The organism is Sphingomonas sp. PP-F2F-G114-C0414, assembly GCF_003688595.1.
Lineage (GTDB): Bacteria > Pseudomonadota > Alphaproteobacteria > Sphingomonadales > Sphingomonadaceae > Sphingomonas.
Genome location: NZ_RCWT01000009.1, coordinates 238,013 through 252,142 on the forward strand (window position 1 = coordinate 238,013; position 14,130 = coordinate 252,142).

The 14,130-nt window shown below is 66.2% G+C and carries 18 protein-coding genes; 8 read left to right on the forward strand and 10 right to left on the reverse strand.

Annotated elements, in window-relative coordinates; genetic code table 11:
- Positions 1–123 precede the first annotated feature (123 nt).
- From C8J47_RS01685 to gmk, 3 genes are all read left to right on the forward strand, one after another.
- Complete coding sequence (locus tag C8J47_RS01685) at positions 124–336, forward strand: hypothetical protein (protein ID WP_056052081.1); 213 nt, start codon at positions 124–126, stop codon at positions 334–336.
- Entirely contained in the window at positions 333–533 is a 201-nt protein-coding gene (locus C8J47_RS01690; protein WP_056052077.1) for a hypothetical protein, read from the forward strand. The genes C8J47_RS01685 and C8J47_RS01690 overlap by 4 nt, the downstream gene beginning before the upstream one ends.
- 72 nt (positions 534–605) lie before the next feature.
- Positions 606–1,256 (forward strand): guanylate kinase, encoded by a 651-nt coding sequence (gene gmk / locus C8J47_RS01695; RefSeq protein WP_056489738.1) that lies wholly within the window; start codon positions 606–608, stop codon positions 1,254–1,256.
- A 92-nt stretch (positions 1,257–1,348) separates the two neighbouring features.
- Here gmk and C8J47_RS01700 read toward each other — a convergent pair whose 3' ends face one another.
- Genes C8J47_RS01700 through C8J47_RS01710 form a run of 3 tightly spaced genes read right to left on the reverse strand, consistent with a single transcriptional unit; the run spans position 1,349 to position 2,917 of the window.
- Complete coding sequence (locus C8J47_RS01700) at positions 1,349–2,029, reverse strand: ATP12 family chaperone protein (RefSeq protein ID WP_121884191.1); 681 nt, start codon at positions 2,027–2,029, stop codon at positions 1,349–1,351.
- A 13-nt stretch (positions 2,030–2,042) separates the two neighbouring features.
- Entirely contained in the window at positions 2,043–2,261 is a 219-nt protein-coding gene (locus C8J47_RS01705; protein ID WP_121884192.1) for a hypothetical protein, read from the reverse strand.
- Positions 2,258–2,917: an HAD-IA family hydrolase gene (locus tag C8J47_RS01710; RefSeq protein ID WP_121884193.1), complete on the reverse strand. Its 660-nt coding sequence runs from the start codon at positions 2,915–2,917 to the stop codon at positions 2,258–2,260. Before C8J47_RS01710 ends, C8J47_RS01705 begins: the two co-directional genes overlap by 4 nt.
- Before the next feature lie 114 nt (positions 2,918–3,031).
- On the opposite strand from C8J47_RS01710, the gene C8J47_RS01715 reads away from it, so the two are divergent.
- Positions 3,032–3,526 carry a DUF1440 domain-containing protein gene (locus tag C8J47_RS01715; protein WP_121884194.1) on the forward strand — a complete coding sequence of 165 codons (495 nt, stop codon included), beginning with the start codon at positions 3,032–3,034 and terminating at the stop codon, positions 3,524–3,526.
- A gap of 341 nt (positions 3,527–3,867) precedes the next feature.
- On the opposite strand, the gene C8J47_RS01720 is transcribed toward C8J47_RS01715, so the two are convergent.
- The 3 genes from C8J47_RS01720 to C8J47_RS01730 all read right to left on the reverse strand — a co-directional run bounded on the left by C8J47_RS01720 (position 3,868) and on the right by C8J47_RS01730 (position 6,561).
- Positions 3,868–5,163 (reverse strand): RluA family pseudouridine synthase, encoded by a 1,296-nt coding sequence (locus tag C8J47_RS01720; RefSeq protein WP_121884195.1) that lies wholly within the window; start codon positions 5,161–5,163, stop codon positions 3,868–3,870.
- Entirely contained in the window at positions 5,160–5,534 is a 375-nt protein-coding gene (crcB, locus tag C8J47_RS01725; protein WP_183128990.1) for a fluoride efflux transporter CrcB, read from the reverse strand. Before crcB ends, C8J47_RS01720 begins: the two co-directional genes overlap by 4 nt.
- 298 nt (positions 5,535–5,832) lie before the next feature.
- On the reverse strand, positions 5,833–6,561 hold the full coding sequence (locus tag C8J47_RS01730; protein WP_147454260.1) for a hypothetical protein: 729 nt from the start codon (positions 6,559–6,561) through the stop codon (positions 5,833–5,835).
- A 111-nt stretch (positions 6,562–6,672) separates the two neighbouring features.
- Here C8J47_RS01730 and C8J47_RS01735 point away from each other — a divergent pair, with 111 nt between their 5' ends.
- Positions 6,673–6,894 carry a hypothetical protein gene (locus C8J47_RS01735; RefSeq protein ID WP_056052052.1) on the forward strand — a complete coding sequence of 74 codons (222 nt, stop codon included), beginning with the start codon at positions 6,673–6,675 and terminating at the stop codon, positions 6,892–6,894.
- Between the two features lie 57 nt (positions 6,895–6,951).
- Here C8J47_RS01735 and C8J47_RS01740 read toward each other — a convergent pair whose 3' ends face one another.
- Both C8J47_RS01740 and C8J47_RS01745 read right to left on the reverse strand, forming a co-directional pair.
- The gene (locus C8J47_RS01740; RefSeq protein ID WP_121884197.1) at positions 6,952–7,380 is read right to left on the reverse strand and encodes an OsmC family protein; all 429 of its coding nucleotides are present in this window, start codon (positions 7,378–7,380) and stop codon (positions 6,952–6,954) included.
- A gap of 106 nt (positions 7,381–7,486) precedes the next feature.
- A complete protein-coding gene (locus C8J47_RS01745; protein ID WP_121884198.1) occupies positions 7,487–7,792 on the reverse strand; it encodes a glycine zipper 2TM domain-containing protein in 306 nt (101 codons plus the stop codon).
- A 160-nt stretch (positions 7,793–7,952) separates the two neighbouring features.
- Here C8J47_RS01745 and C8J47_RS01750 point away from each other — a divergent pair, with 160 nt between their 5' ends.
- Entirely contained in the window at positions 7,953–8,591 is a 639-nt protein-coding gene (locus C8J47_RS01750; protein ID WP_060526395.1) for a trimeric intracellular cation channel family protein, read from the forward strand.
- A 311-nt stretch (positions 8,592–8,902) separates the two neighbouring features.
- Here the strand turns inward: C8J47_RS01750 and C8J47_RS01755 are convergent, their stop codons facing one another.
- Together C8J47_RS01755 and sppA are read right to left on the reverse strand one after the other, a co-directional pair.
- The gene (locus C8J47_RS01755; protein ID WP_121884199.1) at positions 8,903–9,499 is read right to left on the reverse strand and encodes a GNAT family N-acetyltransferase; all 597 of its coding nucleotides are present in this window, start codon (positions 9,497–9,499) and stop codon (positions 8,903–8,905) included.
- A complete protein-coding gene (sppA, locus tag C8J47_RS01760; RefSeq protein ID WP_121884200.1) occupies positions 9,499–11,442 on the reverse strand; it encodes a signal peptide peptidase SppA in 1,944 nt (647 codons plus the stop codon). Before sppA ends, C8J47_RS01755 begins: the two co-directional genes overlap by 1 nt.
- 492 nt (positions 11,443–11,934) lie before the next feature.
- Between sppA and groES the strand changes: the two genes are divergently transcribed.
- Complete coding sequence (gene groES, locus C8J47_RS01765) at positions 11,935–12,222, forward strand: co-chaperone GroES (RefSeq protein WP_056052039.1); 288 nt, start codon at positions 11,935–11,937, stop codon at positions 12,220–12,222.
- Between the two features lie 120 nt (positions 12,223–12,342).
- On the forward strand, positions 12,343–13,986 hold the full coding sequence (groL, locus tag C8J47_RS01770; protein WP_056065680.1) for a chaperonin GroEL: 1,644 nt from the start codon (positions 12,343–12,345) through the stop codon (positions 13,984–13,986).
- Positions 13,987–14,130: the final 144 nt, after the last annotated feature.

Here is a 14,130-nt window from a genome sequence, read left to right on the forward strand (position 1 = left end):
CCACGATCGACCCGCCGAGCAATCCTTGGGTCCTGACTTTCGTCAGGATGACGGATGGTGGTGAGGTGTGGGAACCCAATCCTCCGCCAAACGCTAACCCGCCACACGGACAGGAGAAATTACGTGGGCGCAACGACCATAGGCGCGCTGATCGGCGCAGGCATCGACTCGCTCAGCGGCGACGACGGCAACGCGGACGGCGCGATCATCGGTGCGATCACCGCCAACGTACTCAAGATCGTCGTGCCGCTAGCCGTGACCTACGCGATCGGCTGGGCAGTGCTGCGCGGTGCAGCGGAACTCAAGGACCAGGTTTTCGGGGAGTCAGAAGCATGATTGGACGTATTATCAGTGCATTAGTCGGCCGCGAGATGGGCCGTCGCGACGGTTCGGGCGGCGCCTCGGGCGCAGTAAAGGGTGTCGTGGCGATGGGCCTGATGCGCCGCATGGGCCCGCTCGGCATGATCCTCGGCGGCGGTTACGCGGCCAAGAAGGCCTATGACCGCAACAAGGCGCGCAAGGCCGGCTATTAATCCGCCTTCGTAATACCACGCGCGGGCCGCGCATGGGTTGACGCCCATATGCGGTCCGCGGCAAGGGCGCGCATGCCCCACACACTTCCGTCCGACCCGCATGGTTTCCGTCGTCGCGGAGTCCTGTTCGTCCTGTCCTCGCCGTCCGGTGCCGGCAAGTCGACCATCGCGCGCAGATTGCTCGCGGACGAGCACGAACTCGAGATGTCGGTCTCGGTCACGACCCGGTCGGTGCGACCCGGCGAAGTCGACGGCAAGGATTACCATTTCACCGACCTCGAAGGCTTTCGCGACATGGTCGCGAAGGACGAGTTCCTCGAATGGGCGCACGTCTTCAACCACCGGTACGGCACCCCGCGCGCGCAGGTCGAGGAACTACTCGCGGCCGGCAAGGACGTACTGTTCGACATCGACTGGCAGGGCGCGCAACAGTTGTTCCAGATCGCCGGCGGCGACGTCGTCCGCGTCTTCATCTTCCCGCCGTCGATGGAGGAACTCCATCGCCGCCTCACCAGCCGCGGCACCGATTCGGAAGAGGTGATCGAAGCCCGCATGTCGCGCGCGGCGAACGAGGTCAGTCACTGGGACGGCTATGATTACGTACTGGTCAACGACGACGTCGACAGCTGCATCCGCGGCGTGAAGACGATCCTGGCGGCGGAGCGCCTGAAGCGCTCGCGCCAGACCGGGTTGATTGGCTTCATTCGCAGGCTGACCCGCTAACCACCGTCATCCTGACGAAAGTCAGGATCCAGAGCCAAGAGCGCCAGCGTCCGTGGCTCTGGATCCTGGGTCGAGCCCAGGATGACGATCCGTCAGAGCAGCCCCAAAAACTCAACCCCCAACCCAAACTCCTTGCGCTTCAACTCGCGCAACTGAGTCGCCTGCCAGTCCTCGCCCCACATCTCGACCGACCAGTCCTCGTCGATCCCCGCCGCTGCCCAGGCCGCATCCGCATCGATCTCGCCCTCGATCAGCGCCAGCCCGATCACCAGCGACCCGGTCAGCGTCACCACCGGCGACAACCCGGCTAATCGAAAATCGTCATACGCCGCGACCGCCTCATGAAGCCGCGCGACCGTCGCGTCCGGTTGCGCGACGTGCATCACGCCGACCGTCACCGCGAACGTCACGTCATACCGCCCCCGCGCCCACGCCAGCAGCGGATCCCAGGCCGCCGCCTGCCGCTCGATCAGCAGACGCGGCCCCTCCGCGCGGTAACACAGCAGATCGCTCTCGCCATACGCGGCCAGCCGCGCGGCGAACTGCGCCGGATCGTTCGCGATCGGATCGGTCGCCGCGTTCGCCAAGCCTGTCAGCGGCATCGTTCGCGGATCGATCGTTTCGCCGACCGCACGCCATTCCGCCGCGACCGCCTCGGCCAGCGCGTCGCTCGGCAAAGCCAGCGGCCGCCGCCCGGGCGTCCGCACCGGTTTGCCGTCGAGCGTCACTACCCGGTCCGCATCGATCGCGACGTCTTTCCAGAACCGCTTCATGCGCCCATTCCGTTCATTCGGGCGTACTCCGCCAGCGATGCGCAAGACTGCGCGGCACGATCGCGATCATCGCCATCGCCGACAACACGATCGCCGTCCCGAGGATTTTCGGCCCCAGATCATGCGCGCGCGCGATCAGGATCAGCCCGAGCAGCGCGCCTGCCACCCCCGCCAGCCGCACTGCGACCAGCACGAACCAGCGTCGCTGCGCCAGCTTGTCCACGTCGGTCATGGCCGCGCCACAATGTGCAGCAAGTCCGGCACGGCCGTCGCGACGACATCCGCGCCCGCGTCTGAAAGCTCGTGCACGTCGTGATACCCCCATGCGACCCCGACGGCGCGCACACCGGCCGCGCGGGCCATCGCCATGTCGAAGCTCGTATCGCCAATCATCGCCGTCGTCTCCACGCTCGCACCTGCCTCCGCGATCGCCGCGAACAGCATCGCCGGATCGGGTTTCGATGGATGCCTGTCCGCGGTCTGAAGCGTCACGAACCGCTCGGTGATCCCGTGCGCGGCGAGGATATGCGCGAGCCCGCGATCGGACTTCCCCGTCGCCACGCCAAGCGCCCAGCCGTCATCGGCGAGTGTCTCGATAACCGCGGCAATCCCCTCGAACAGCGGCTCGTCGGCCAGCTCGCCACTCGCCCGCATCGCATGGAACGCGTTCTTGTAGTCGGTGGCGAGCGACCGGTGTAGCGCCTCGTCCGCCTCCGGCAGCAACACCTGCATCGCCTCGACGAGACTGAGTCCGACGATCCGCCGGATCTCCGCGCGCGGCGGCGGGATCAACCCGGCCCCCTCGAATGCACGCTCGCAGGCGACGCAGATATTCGCCTGGCTGTCGACGAGCGTCCCGTCGCAATCGAACACGGCAAGGCGGGTCATGAGATTTTCCAACGCATCGCCGGCTCCTAGATCACGTGTGCACGCGAGGGAACGCCAAACCGGAACGCGCGCGCCCGCGAACGGTTCGTGTCGGATACCTCTGGAGACCCAACGATGGCGCACGCACAGATCGACACCCCGAACATCTGGGCCGCCGCCGCTGCGGGCCTAGTCGCCGGTCTCGCCGCTTCGTTCGTGATGGACCGCTTCCAGGCCGGCGTCGCGACATTGTCCTCGTCGGATAGTGACGCGGAGCCGGCGACGGAGAAGGCGGCGGACAAGGTGTCGCAGGTGGTGGTCGGTCACGACATCCCCGATGACCGCAAGCCGCTCGCCGGACAGGTCGTGCATTATGCGCTCGGGGCAGGGCTGGGGATCGCCTATGCGGTGGCGGCGGAATACCGGCCTTCGGTGACGGCAGGCTATGGTACCGCGTTCGCTGCGGCGACGACGGCGCTGCTCGACGAGGCGGCGGTGCCGGCGGTGGGTCTCGGCGATGCGCCGTGGAACACCGCGCCGACAACGCATCTGTATAGCGCGGCGTCGCATATCGTGTTCGGGACCGTGACGGAGGGCGTGCGGCGGTTGCTGTTGGGGTGGCTGAAGTAGCGGCGGTCTAGTTCCCCCGCGAAGGCGGGGGCCCAGGAATCAAGCAGCGCCGCGATCGTGGCCCCTGGACCCCCGCCTTCGCGGGGGAACGGATTACGGTTAGTGTCGCGTCCCCTCCTCCCGCACCATCCCGGCGAACGGCGGGACCCAATTGGGGGGCGTCGGTAACGAAGGACGTTGCTCCGTTACGTCAACCTTTCCAATTGGGTCCCGGCCTTCGCCGGGGTGGTGCGGGAGGAGGGTAACTGCCACTCCGCACGCCTCTCCCTCTCCCCTCGGGGAGAGGCCCGCGGCCGTTTGGCCGTGGGAAGGGTGAGGGCACGTTAAGCGGCAGTCACCAATTACCGCGTCCCAGGCCCACTCCGAGGCCCAGGCTTCCCAGCGCCACCCGGACGCCCGCGCCCAGCCGGCTTGGCGCCTTCAACCCGAGGCCCGCTCCGCGGCGCGCCGAACTTCGACCCAGCCCCGGTCCGAGGCCCACCCGTCTTCGGTGCAGGCTTGCCCGTCGCCTTTTCCTCGACAACCCCACGCCCACGCCGCTCACCCTTACGATCTTTCCGCACCGACTTCGCATGCGCCTTGGCCCGCGACTTCATCTGCTCGCGCGTCGGCGCGGTCTTCTCGTCGAGCACCAGGTCGTCGCCCAGCTTCTCCTCGAAGCCCAATTGCTTGAGACTCTCGGCGAAATGTGTCGGCAGTTCCGCGGTCACGTCGATCGACCCGCCATCCGGATGATCCACCTTGATCCGCCGAGCATGCAGATGCATCTTCCGCGAGATCCCGCCGGTCAAAAACGCAGCAGCCCCACCGTACTTGCCATCACCGACGATAGGATGCCCGATCGCCGCCATGTGCACGCGCAACTGGTGAGTCCGCCCCGTAAACGGCTGCAACTCGACCCACGCCGCACGGTTGCCCGCGCGCTCGATCACCCGGTACCGCGTCCGCGCGGGCGCGCCCTCGGCGTCGTCGACATGCATCTTCTCGCCGCCGGTGCCCGGCTGCTTCGCGATCGGCAGCTCGATCATGCCGTCCTCGATCGACGGCACGTCGACCACCAGCGCCCAATAGACTTTTCGCGCAGTCCGCCCCGAAAACGCCTTCGCAAAGAACGCTGCCGCCCGCGACGTCCGCGCCACCAGCAAGGCGCCGGAGGTATCCTTGTCGAGCCGGTGGACCAGCTTCGGCCGACCCTCGTTATCGTACTGCAACCCGTCGAGCAGCCCGTCGACATGCTGCGTCGTCTTGGTGCCGCCCTGCGTCGCCAGGCCCGGCGGCTTGTTCAGCACGAACGCCTGGAAATCCTTGTGGATGACCATGGACTGCGCGAGTTCGATCTCCTCGTCCGACAGGATGACGCGTTCGCGGACGCGCCTGGGCTTGTCGACGTCGGCAGCGGCCTTGTCGGCTTCGGGCGGCGGTACGCGGAGCATCTGGCCCGCCGCGATCCGGTCGCCCGGCGTCGCGCGCGCGCCGTCGACGCGGAGCTGCCCGGTGCGCGCCCACATCGCCACCGTCGTGAAGCTCGTCTCGGGCAGATGCCGCTTGAACCACCGGTCGAGCCGGATGCCGTCATCGTCGAACCCGACGTTGAATTCCCGAAAGCCGGAATCGCTATCGCTTTTGCCCGCAGTCATGCGACGGCCCTTACTGCGGAGAGACCCGCGAACAACGCGGCGACCGAACCGATCACCGACACCAAAACATACCCGAACGCGACGCCGATCACGCCTCGCTCGATCATCGTGACGACGTCCAGCGAGAACGCCGAAAACGTCGTGAAACCCCCAAGTACGCCCACGCCGAGCAACAGCCGCCACGTTTCCGAAGCGGTATTGCGGGCGAGTACGCCCACCAGCACCCCCATCAGCAACCCACCGATCAGATTCACGGCGAGCGTACCAAAGGGATAGTCAGCGCCGAGCAACGACAGCATCGCGCGGCCAGTCAGATAGCGCGCGCCGGACCCGACCGCACCACCGACCATGACATAGAGAAGGGGAAGCATTCTCGCGCCCTAGCGTGAATCGGGCAAAACGGAAAGGTGGGGTTGGCTAGCGGAGTAGATGCTCGCCAAAGGGCTCAACACAAAGCTTGTTTCCCCGCGAAGGCGGGGACCCAGACTGGACTCCCGCCTTCGCGGGAGAACAAGGAGAGGGGAGGTAACATCGCCCCAACCCGCCACCACCCCGGCGAAGGCCGGGGTCCAATTGGAAAGGTCGGAGTAACGAAGGACGGCGCTCAATTAGCAATGTTTCCCAATTGGGCCCCGGCCTCCGCCGGGGTGGTGCACCTATCGCAACACCTCACCGCCCAGCGTTGGAAACCAAATCCACATCACTCCCGCCGCCAGCCCGCGCCGTCACATACACAACATATGCGTCGTTCCCCCGAACCCCGCCCAGCACATGCTGCTTGCCGTCGGTGCTATGCCCAGCCGAATACCCAGCCGCGCTAGCCCTCGTGAAATACCAGTCGAGCACCTTCTGCATCGGCGCAGCGCTCGCAAAACTCACCACACGCAAACGACACCCGTCGCGATCCGCCCCCGCAGCCTCGGTCAACCGCGCCGCCGGATACAGCGGCAGGTCGGCCGGCAGCCGGTTAGCCCATCCCGCCGAATAACTGATCTTCTTCGCGCAAACCCCAGCGTTGGGCGTCTTCTGCCGCTCCGCGAGCGCGCCTAGCGTCAGTGCGCCATCCGCGGATTTGCACTCGGGGCAGTCGTTCGACGGCGCCGGTGCACGCTTTAACGTCGCCGGATCGACCGGATCCTTCTGCAACGCCACGTCCGCGGAGACCGCGCCCGGTCCGGTCTGCTGCTGCGCGCGCGTTCCACCGGTGTTCGCCGATTGCGCCAGTCGCGGATCGACCATGATCTGCGCGCCAAGCGACTCGCCCACCGCCGGATCACGCGTCCCATTGGTCAGCTCGGCATCGAGGCTGTTGAGATCCTGCTGGTCGGTCGACGACCGTCCGCACGCCATCAGCGCAAGCGGCAAAAGGATCGAGGCGGAGCGCAAGGAAAAAGTCATAACCGCCATCCTATGCGCGAAAGGCGGTGAAGAAAGCGTTTTCCGCATGTCCCCAATCGAGCGCGTGACGCCGATCTTGCCCGAACCCCCGCGACTCGCCATGTTCACCCTATGCTGAACATCGTCTCGATCCTCATCGGCCTCGTCACCCTGGTGCTCGGCCTCGTCGCGTTCATCCCGTTGCTCGGCTGGATGAACTGGCTCGTCATCCCGATCGGCATCGTCGGAGCCGCGGTCGGCGCGCTGTCGTCGAGCAGCGGCGGCCGCAACCTCAACATCGTGCTGATCATCATCTTCGCGCTCCGCCTCAGCCTCGGCGGCGGCATCATCTGACACGAAAAGGGCCCGGTGTTTCCACCGGGCCCTCCTGATTGCGAAAATGACCCGCCGTTATGCGGCGAGGTTGTGCTCCAGCGTGATCTCGGCGTTGAGCACCTTCGATACGGGGCAGTTGGCCTTGGCGTCCGCGGCGATCGCCTCGAACTCTTCCTTCGAGATGCCGTCGACTTTGGCGTTCAGCGTCAGCGCCGACTTGGTGATCTTGAACCCGTCGCCATCCTTGTCGAGCGTCACCTTGGCGGACGTCTCGAGCGTGCCGACCTCATACCCCTTGCCGGCGAGCGCGAAGCTCAGCGCCATCGTGAAGCACGACGCATGCGCGGCCGCGATCAGCTCCTCGGGGTTGGTGCCGGGCTCGTTCTCGAACCGCGTGTTGAAGCCGTAGGGATTGTCGGACAACACGCCCGACTGTGTCGAGACATGACCCTTGCCGTCCTTGCCGAGGCCTTCATACTTTGCCGAACCGCTGCGTGTGGTCATCGTTTTGATCCTTCATCGGACAAGAAAAAAGGCGTCGCGGTTTCCCACGACGCCCTTCCACAACGCGCAACTACCGAAATAGCGACATTGATTTAGCCGATGAGTGTCAGCGGCAACGACGGTCGTTGTTGCTCGTGCCCTTGTCGATCGCGCGACCGGCGAGGCCACCGAGGACGGCGCCGCCCAGCGTGCCGACCGTGCGGTCGCCGCGGGTGTCGACCGTGCGGCCGAGCAGTGCGCCGCCGACGCCGCCGATGATCGTGCCGGTCGTGCCGTTGTTCTTCTTGCAGTAGACGCGGCCGTCACGACCACGCCATTCACGACGATCGCGCGCGTCTGCGGCCGACACGGGAACGAGGACGGTCGGCAGGACCATCGCGCCAAGGCCGAGTGCTAGGATGAACTTACGCATGGATAAACTCCCGTATTGATTGATCTGATGACGTAACGAGGGGACTATACCGACGGTTTCATGAACCGAAAACAACACCGCGTTCATGTTTGTTCGGCGTATCGCGTCGCGGCTCGCACTTCCGCTTTACCGTCTTGGGTCAGGCGATTACGCCGCCCTGATGCTGCCCGTTCCGCTGCCCGTCGAGATCCTGCCCGTCGCCGCGCCGTGGTTCGACCTCGCCGGCCTCGCGGTGTTCGCCGCGTCGGGCGCACTCGCCGCGGCCAAGCGAGGCCAGACGTTCGTGACGCTGGTGTTCTTCGGGCTGATCACCGGCGTCGGCGGCGGTACGGTCCGCGACCTGCTGATCGGTGCGCCGGTGTTCTGGGTGCATGATGCGCGGGCGGCGAGCGTGTGCCTCGGCATGGCGCTGCTGATCTGGGTGACGCCCGAGCGCTGGTGGAAGGGCGAGGCGCTCGGCTGGTTCGACGCGGTCGGGCTCGCGGCGTATGCGGTCTACGGCGCGGCGAAGGCTTTGGGGTATGGCGTGCCGCCGGTGCCGGCGGCGCTGATGGGGGTGATGACCGCGTGCGTTGGCGGTATCATCCGCGATGTGCTGGCGGGTGAGCCGTCGATCCTGATGCGGCCGGAGCTGTACGTGACGGCGGCGGCGCTGGCGGCGGCGAGTTATGTCGGGCTGGTGTTGCTGGGCGTGCCGCTGGTGTGGGCGGCGGTGATCGCGGCGAGTGCTGGGTTCACGCTGAGGGCGGCGGCGATCCGGTTCCACCTGGCGCTGCCTGCGTATGGTGGGCGCCGCTAACCTCGCCGACCTTTACTATGTTTCCCCGCGAAGGCGGGGACCCAGTCTGGGCTCCCGCCTTCGCGGGAGAACAAGGAAGGGTGGGCTGGTGGTCGGACTCGAGCCGACGGTCCGGTCTTAACCTTACGCGCGCGGTCTACTCGCCGCGTAAAGACCCTCCCAAACAACCACCCCGGCGGAGGCCGGGGCCCAATTGGGGACGTCGCCAACAATGGACCGCGCTTCCTTACTACAGCCTCACCAATTGGGCCCCGGCCTTCGCCGGGGTGGTGGGTAGTTCGCGCGAGCTCATGCAGGTGACAAGCGTCGCTTTACCCCCGCACAACCCCGACATCCGCAAACCGCTTCGGCTCGACCGGCGGCATCGACGGCTCGGTCAGCGCACACTGCCAATGCCCGACATCGATCCATTGCCCGTTCTTGTACCCGACCTCCCGGTACACGCCCGCCCGGCGAAACCCGACCGCCTCGTGCAGCTTGATCGAGCCGTCGTTGGGCAACGCGATCGCCCCGATCGCCTGCGTGAACCCCTGCGCCCGCAGCGTATCGATCAGCGCCTCGTACAACAGCCGCCCCGCACCCTGGCGCTGCGCCGCGTCCGCGACGTAGATCGTCGTCTCGCACGCGAACCGGTACGCCTCGCGCTTGTGGAACGCCGAGGCATAGGCATACGCCAGCACGCCACCCTCCGAGCCGATCGTCGCGACCAGCCAAGGGTACAGCCCGTCCGACACCGCCATCCGCGCGCGCATCTCGGCCGCATCGGGCGCCTCGGTCTCGAACGATACCGTCCCGACCAGCACATGCGGCGCATAGATCGCCGCGATCGACGCGGCATCCTCGGGGACCGCCGCTCGGATCACGATCCCGGCCCCGTTGCCAGCTGCCCGAGACGCGGGGACCACCATCAGAACCCGATCCGTGCCAGCAGCAGGTCGAGCAGCTTGGCATCGCCGATGTCCGCGGTCGTCGGCCCCATCCCGCCGCACTCCAGGCAGCGGACCTGGATCGAGCCCGACGTCGCCAGCCGCTTCATGTCGCCGACCGCACGCGCGAGCATCTGGCGCCGGTCCGCCGCGACGTGCGCGAAGGCATCGCCGCCACCTGCATCATCGTCGCCGTCATTGCCGAAATCCTGCGCGATCGCCGCGAGGAAGCCCGGCTTCTTCTCCAGATACTCGGCGTGGACCTTGGCGGGATCGAGCTTCGCGCGCTTGGCGGCCTCGTCGATCGCGTCCTGCAACGTGCCGAACCGGTCGACCAGGCCGATCTGGCGCGCGGTGCCGCCATCCCAGACGCGGCCCTGGCCGATCTCGTCGACCCGCGCCGGCGTCATCTTCCGCGACGCGGCGACGCGCGCGAGGAACTCGCGATAGCCGTTCTCGATGCCGGCCTGTGCGATCGCGTCGAACATCGGCGTGGTCCCGCCGGTGACGTCGGGCTGGCCCGACAGCGGCGTGGTCTTCACCCCGTCGCTGGTCACGCCGATCTTGGCGAGCGCGTTCTCGAACGTCGGCACCACGCCGAAGATGCCGATCGAGCCGGTGATCGTGCCGGGCTCGGCAAAGATCACGTCGGCGGGCGTCGACACCCAGTACCCGCCACTCGCGGCCATGCCGCCCATCGACACGATCACGGGCAGTTTCTGGCGCTTGGCTTCGAGGATCGCGAGTCGGATCTGCTCCGACGCCATCACCGATCCACCCGGCGAATCGACGCGCACGACGAGAGCCTTCAGTGTCTTCTTGGCGAGCCCGTCGAGCATCGCCTTCTCGATCGTCTTGCCCGCCGCCTTGCCGGGGCCGCCCTCGCCGTCGACGATATCGCCGGCGATCGTCAGCACGCCGATCGCGTCGCCCGCGGTGGGGAGGGGGTTCGCCTTCACCCAGGCGTCGTATTTGATCGCGGTGTAGTTGCCCGCCGGCTTGCTGGCATCGCTGCCGGCGATCTCCGCCACGCGGCGCCCGAACGCGGTCCGATCACCGAGCTTGTCGACGATGCCTGCGCGCAGGTTCGCTTCGGCGATGTTGCCGTTCGCCGCGAGGATCACCTTGTCGGGTGCGCTCATGAACTGCGCGATCTGTGCCTTGGGCCGGGCCTTGGCGACGGCCTCGCGCCACTGCGCGAACAGCGTGCCGTACAGCGCTGTGCTGGCGGCGCGCGCGTCCTCGCTCTGGTCTGCCCGCGTGTAGGGCTCGACGAACGACTTGTAGCGGCCGACACGGTAGACGTGCGCGTTGACGCCGAGCTTGTCGATCAGGCCCTTGTAATAGAGCTGGTTGCCGCCCGGCCCCATGAAGATCGTCCCGCCCAGCGGGTTGACCCAGATCTCGCTCGCGTTCGCCGCCAAACGGTAGCCGCCATCGGTGTACGCGGTCGCATAGGCCAGCACCGGCTTGCCGCTCGCCCGCACCCGCGCCAGCGCATCGCCGACCTCGCCCAGCGCCGCCGGATACGCGCCGCCGAAGCTGTCGAGATCGAGCACGACGACCTTCACGCGCGCATCGGTGCGCGCGGTATCGATCGAGCGCACCACGTCGCGCAGGCGAAACTGCCGCGTCCGGCTCTGCCCCGAGAGTGCGGCGAACGCGGCCTGTTCCTCGGGCTGCTCGACGATCGAGCCGTTGAGGTCGAGCACCAGCGCGCCGTCCTTGATCGCCGTCGTGCTCTGCCGCGCGTTGAGCGCCGCGAAGATCAGCCCGAAGAACAGCAACATCGCGATCAGGACGAGCGCGTCCTTGATCGCGACGAGGAACTTCCACACGCCCCTTACGAGCCGCCATTTCCGCCGCGGCGGGCGGGCGGGGTCGACATAGGAGGGGGCGTAGGACGGCGCAGCGGTATCGGTCATGGCACGAGAGCTAAAGCAACGCGGCGCACAGGTAAATGCCCTGTATTACGCGTCCAACACAGGAAGCGTTCTGGCCCGCACAGCTACCCCGACCGCCACGCAGTTCCCCTCCCGCATGCGGGAGGGGTTAGGGGAGGGGAGTCCTACGAATGCTCCGCCCAAGAAACCCCTCCCCCGACCCCTCCCGCAAGCGGAAGGGGAGTAGAAGGCAGCATCGACCCAACTCTCCTAGTTCTCCTGCGCACGCAGGAGCCCAGGATACCAAGCACCGCCCTCCGTCACCCCGAACTCCTGCGTGCGCAGGAGAACGGCAGTGCTCAGCAGTACCGTCACGCCCCCCTCAGCCACGACGCCCGAATACCACGCCCGCCCGAAAAAATTTCACCCCCGGAACCTTTGACATGCCGCACCCCGAGGCACATATGCCGTCCGTTGGCACTCGATAACATCGAGTGCCAGAAATCTGTCACAATCCAAAAGGACATGGACCCCATGAACTTTCGTCCGTTGCATGATCGCGTGCTGGTGAAGCGCCTCGAAGCCGAAGAGAAGACGGCTGGCGGCATCATCATCCCCGACACCGCCAAGGAAAAGCCGCAGGAAGGCGAAGTCGTCGCCATCGGCACCGGGACCCGCGCCGAGAACGGCACGATCACCCCGCTCGACGTCAAGACCGGCGACAAGATCCTGTTCGGCAAATGGTCGGGCACCGAGGTCAAGGTCGACGGTGAGGACCTCCTCATCATGAAGGAATCGGACATCCTTGGTATCGTCGGCTGACGCCAACGGGCTCGGCATCGTCAGGTATTACTGACGTGAACGGGCCAGGGAATGCTGGCGGCGAAAACCGCGCCAGCGTCTGCACTTTGTGAACTTCCACTTTTTGAAAGGGCAGCTGACATGGCTTCCAAGGACGTAAAATTCGGTCGTGACGCGCGTGAGCGCATCCTCCGCGGCGTCGACATCCTCGCCGACGCGGTCAAGGTGACCTTGGGCCCCAAGGGCCGTAACGTCGTCATCGACAAGAGCTTCGGCGCACCGCGCATCACCAAGGACGGCGTCACCGTCGCCAAGGAGATCGAGCTCAAGGACAAGTTCGAGAACATGGGCGCGCAGATGCTGCGCGAAGTGGCCTCGAAGACCAACGACATCGCTGGCGACGGCACCACCACCGCAACGGTTCTGGCGCAGGCCATCGTTCGCGAGGGCATGAAGTCGGTCGCAGCGGGCATGAACCCGATGGATCTGAAGCGCGGCATCGATCTCGCCGTCATCAAGGTCGTCGAGGACGTCAAGGCGCGTTCGAAGCCGGTTTCGGGTTCGAAGGAAGTGGCGCAGGTCGGCATCATCTCGGCAAACGGCGACCGTGAAGTCGGCGAGAAGATCGCCGAAGCCATGGAGAAGGTCGGCAAGGAAGGCGTGATCACCGTCGAGGAAGCGAAGGGTCTCGAATTCGAGCTCGACGTCGTCGAGGGCATGCAGTTCGACCGCGGCTATCTGTCGCCGTACTTCATCACCAACCCCGAGAAGATGACCGTCGAGCTTCAGGATCCCTACATCCTGATTCACGAGAAGAAGCTGTCGAACCTGCAGGCGATGCTTCCGATCCTGGAAGCCGTCGTCCAGTCGGGTCGTCCGCTCCTGATCATCGCCGAGGACATCGAGGGTGAGGCTCTGGCCACGCTCGTCGTCAACAAGCTGCGCGGCGGCCTGAAGGTCGCAGCGGTCAAGGCACCGGGCTTCGGCGATCGTCGCAAGGCGATGCTCGAGGACATCGCGATCCTGACCAAGGGCGAGATGATCTCGGAAGACCTCGGCATCAAGCTCGAAACCGTCACGCTCGGCATGCTCGGCACCGCCAAGCGCGTCACGATCGACAAGGACAACACCGTCATCGTCGACGGTGCCGGCGATCACGACACGATCAAGGGCCGCACCGAAGCGATCCGCCAGCAGATCGAGAACACGACCAGCGACTACGACAAGGAGAAGCTCCAGGAGCGTCTCGCCAAGCTTGCCGGTGGCGTTGCCGTGATCAAGGTCGGCGGTTCGTCGGAAGTTGAAGTCAAGGAGCGCAAGGACCGCGTCGACGACGCGCTGCACGCAACCCGCGCAGCCGTCGAAGAAGGCATCGTCCCCGGCGGCGGTACGGCTCTGCTGTACGCAACCAAGGCGCTTGATGGCCTCGAGGGTGCGAACGACGACCAGACCCGCGGTATCGACATCGTCCGCAAGTCGCTGACGGCTCTGGTTCGCCAGATCGCGCAGAACGCGGGTCATGACGGTGCGGTGGTTTCGGGCAAGCTGCTCGACGGCAACGACACGTCGATCGGCTTCAACGCCGCGACCGACACGTACGAGAACCTGGTGGAAGCCGGCGTGATCGATCCGACCAAGGTCGTCCGCACCGCGCTGCAGAACGCAGCATCGGTCGCAGGCCTCCTGATCACGACCGAAGCGGCCGTGAGCGAAATGGCCGAAGACAAGCCCGCCATGCCCATGGGCGGCGGCGGCATGGGCGGCATGGGCGGCATGGACTTCTGATCCGAAGGGCGAGATCGCAGCCACTTTGGCTACGATCTTGCCCAAGGACGTCCGGCGGGTCGGCGGCGCAAGCCACCGATCCCGTCCGACGAGAGCAGCGGCTCCGCCGATGCTCGGTTCCAAGCCAAACACATCGACCAAGGC

Coding starts and splice junctions, on each gene's coding strand:
- C8J47_RS01690 (WP_056052077.1), top strand. CDS start 333: ATGATTGGACGTATTATCAGTGCATTAGTCGGCCGCGAGATGGGCCGT.
- gmk (WP_056489738.1), top strand. CDS start 606: ATGCCCCACACACTTCCGTCCGACCCGCATGGTTTCCGTCGTCGCGGA.
- C8J47_RS01700 (WP_121884191.1), bottom strand. CDS start 2,029: ATGAAGCGGTTCTGGAAAGACGTCGCGATCGATGCGGACCGGGTAGTG.
- C8J47_RS01705 (WP_121884192.1), bottom strand. CDS start 2,261: ATGACCGACGTGGACAAGCTGGCGCAGCGACGCTGGTTCGTGCTGGTC.
- C8J47_RS01710 (WP_121884193.1), bottom strand. CDS start 2,917: ATGACCCGCCTTGCCGTGTTCGATTGCGACGGGACGCTCGTCGACAGC.
- C8J47_RS01715 (WP_121884194.1), top strand. CDS start 3,032: ATGGCGCACGCACAGATCGACACCCCGAACATCTGGGCCGCCGCCGCT.
- C8J47_RS01720 (WP_121884195.1), bottom strand. CDS start 5,163: ATGACTGCGGGCAAAAGCGATAGCGATTCCGGCTTTCGGGAATTCAAC.
- crcB (WP_183128990.1), bottom strand. CDS start 5,534: ATGCTTCCCCTTCTCTATGTCATGGTCGGTGGTGCGGTCGGGTCCGGC.
- C8J47_RS01730 (WP_147454260.1), bottom strand. CDS start 6,561: ATGACTTTTTCCTTGCGCTCCGCCTCGATCCTTTTGCCGCTTGCGCTG.
- C8J47_RS01735 (WP_056052052.1), top strand. CDS start 6,673: ATGCTGAACATCGTCTCGATCCTCATCGGCCTCGTCACCCTGGTGCTC.
- C8J47_RS01740 (WP_121884197.1), bottom strand. CDS start 7,380: ATGACCACACGCAGCGGTTCGGCAAAGTATGAAGGCCTCGGCAAGGAC.
- C8J47_RS01745 (WP_121884198.1), bottom strand. CDS start 7,792: ATGCGTAAGTTCATCCTAGCACTCGGCCTTGGCGCGATGGTCCTGCCG.
- C8J47_RS01750 (WP_060526395.1), top strand. CDS start 7,953: ATGCTGCCCGTTCCGCTGCCCGTCGAGATCCTGCCCGTCGCCGCGCCG.
- C8J47_RS01755 (WP_121884199.1), bottom strand. CDS start 9,499: ATGGTGGTCCCCGCGTCTCGGGCAGCTGGCAACGGGGCCGGGATCGTG.
- sppA (WP_121884200.1), bottom strand. CDS start 11,442: ATGACCGATACCGCTGCGCCGTCCTACGCCCCCTCCTATGTCGACCCC.
- groES (WP_056052039.1), top strand. CDS start 11,935: ATGAACTTTCGTCCGTTGCATGATCGCGTGCTGGTGAAGCGCCTCGAA.
- groL (WP_056065680.1), top strand. CDS start 12,343: ATGGCTTCCAAGGACGTAAAATTCGGTCGTGACGCGCGTGAGCGCATC.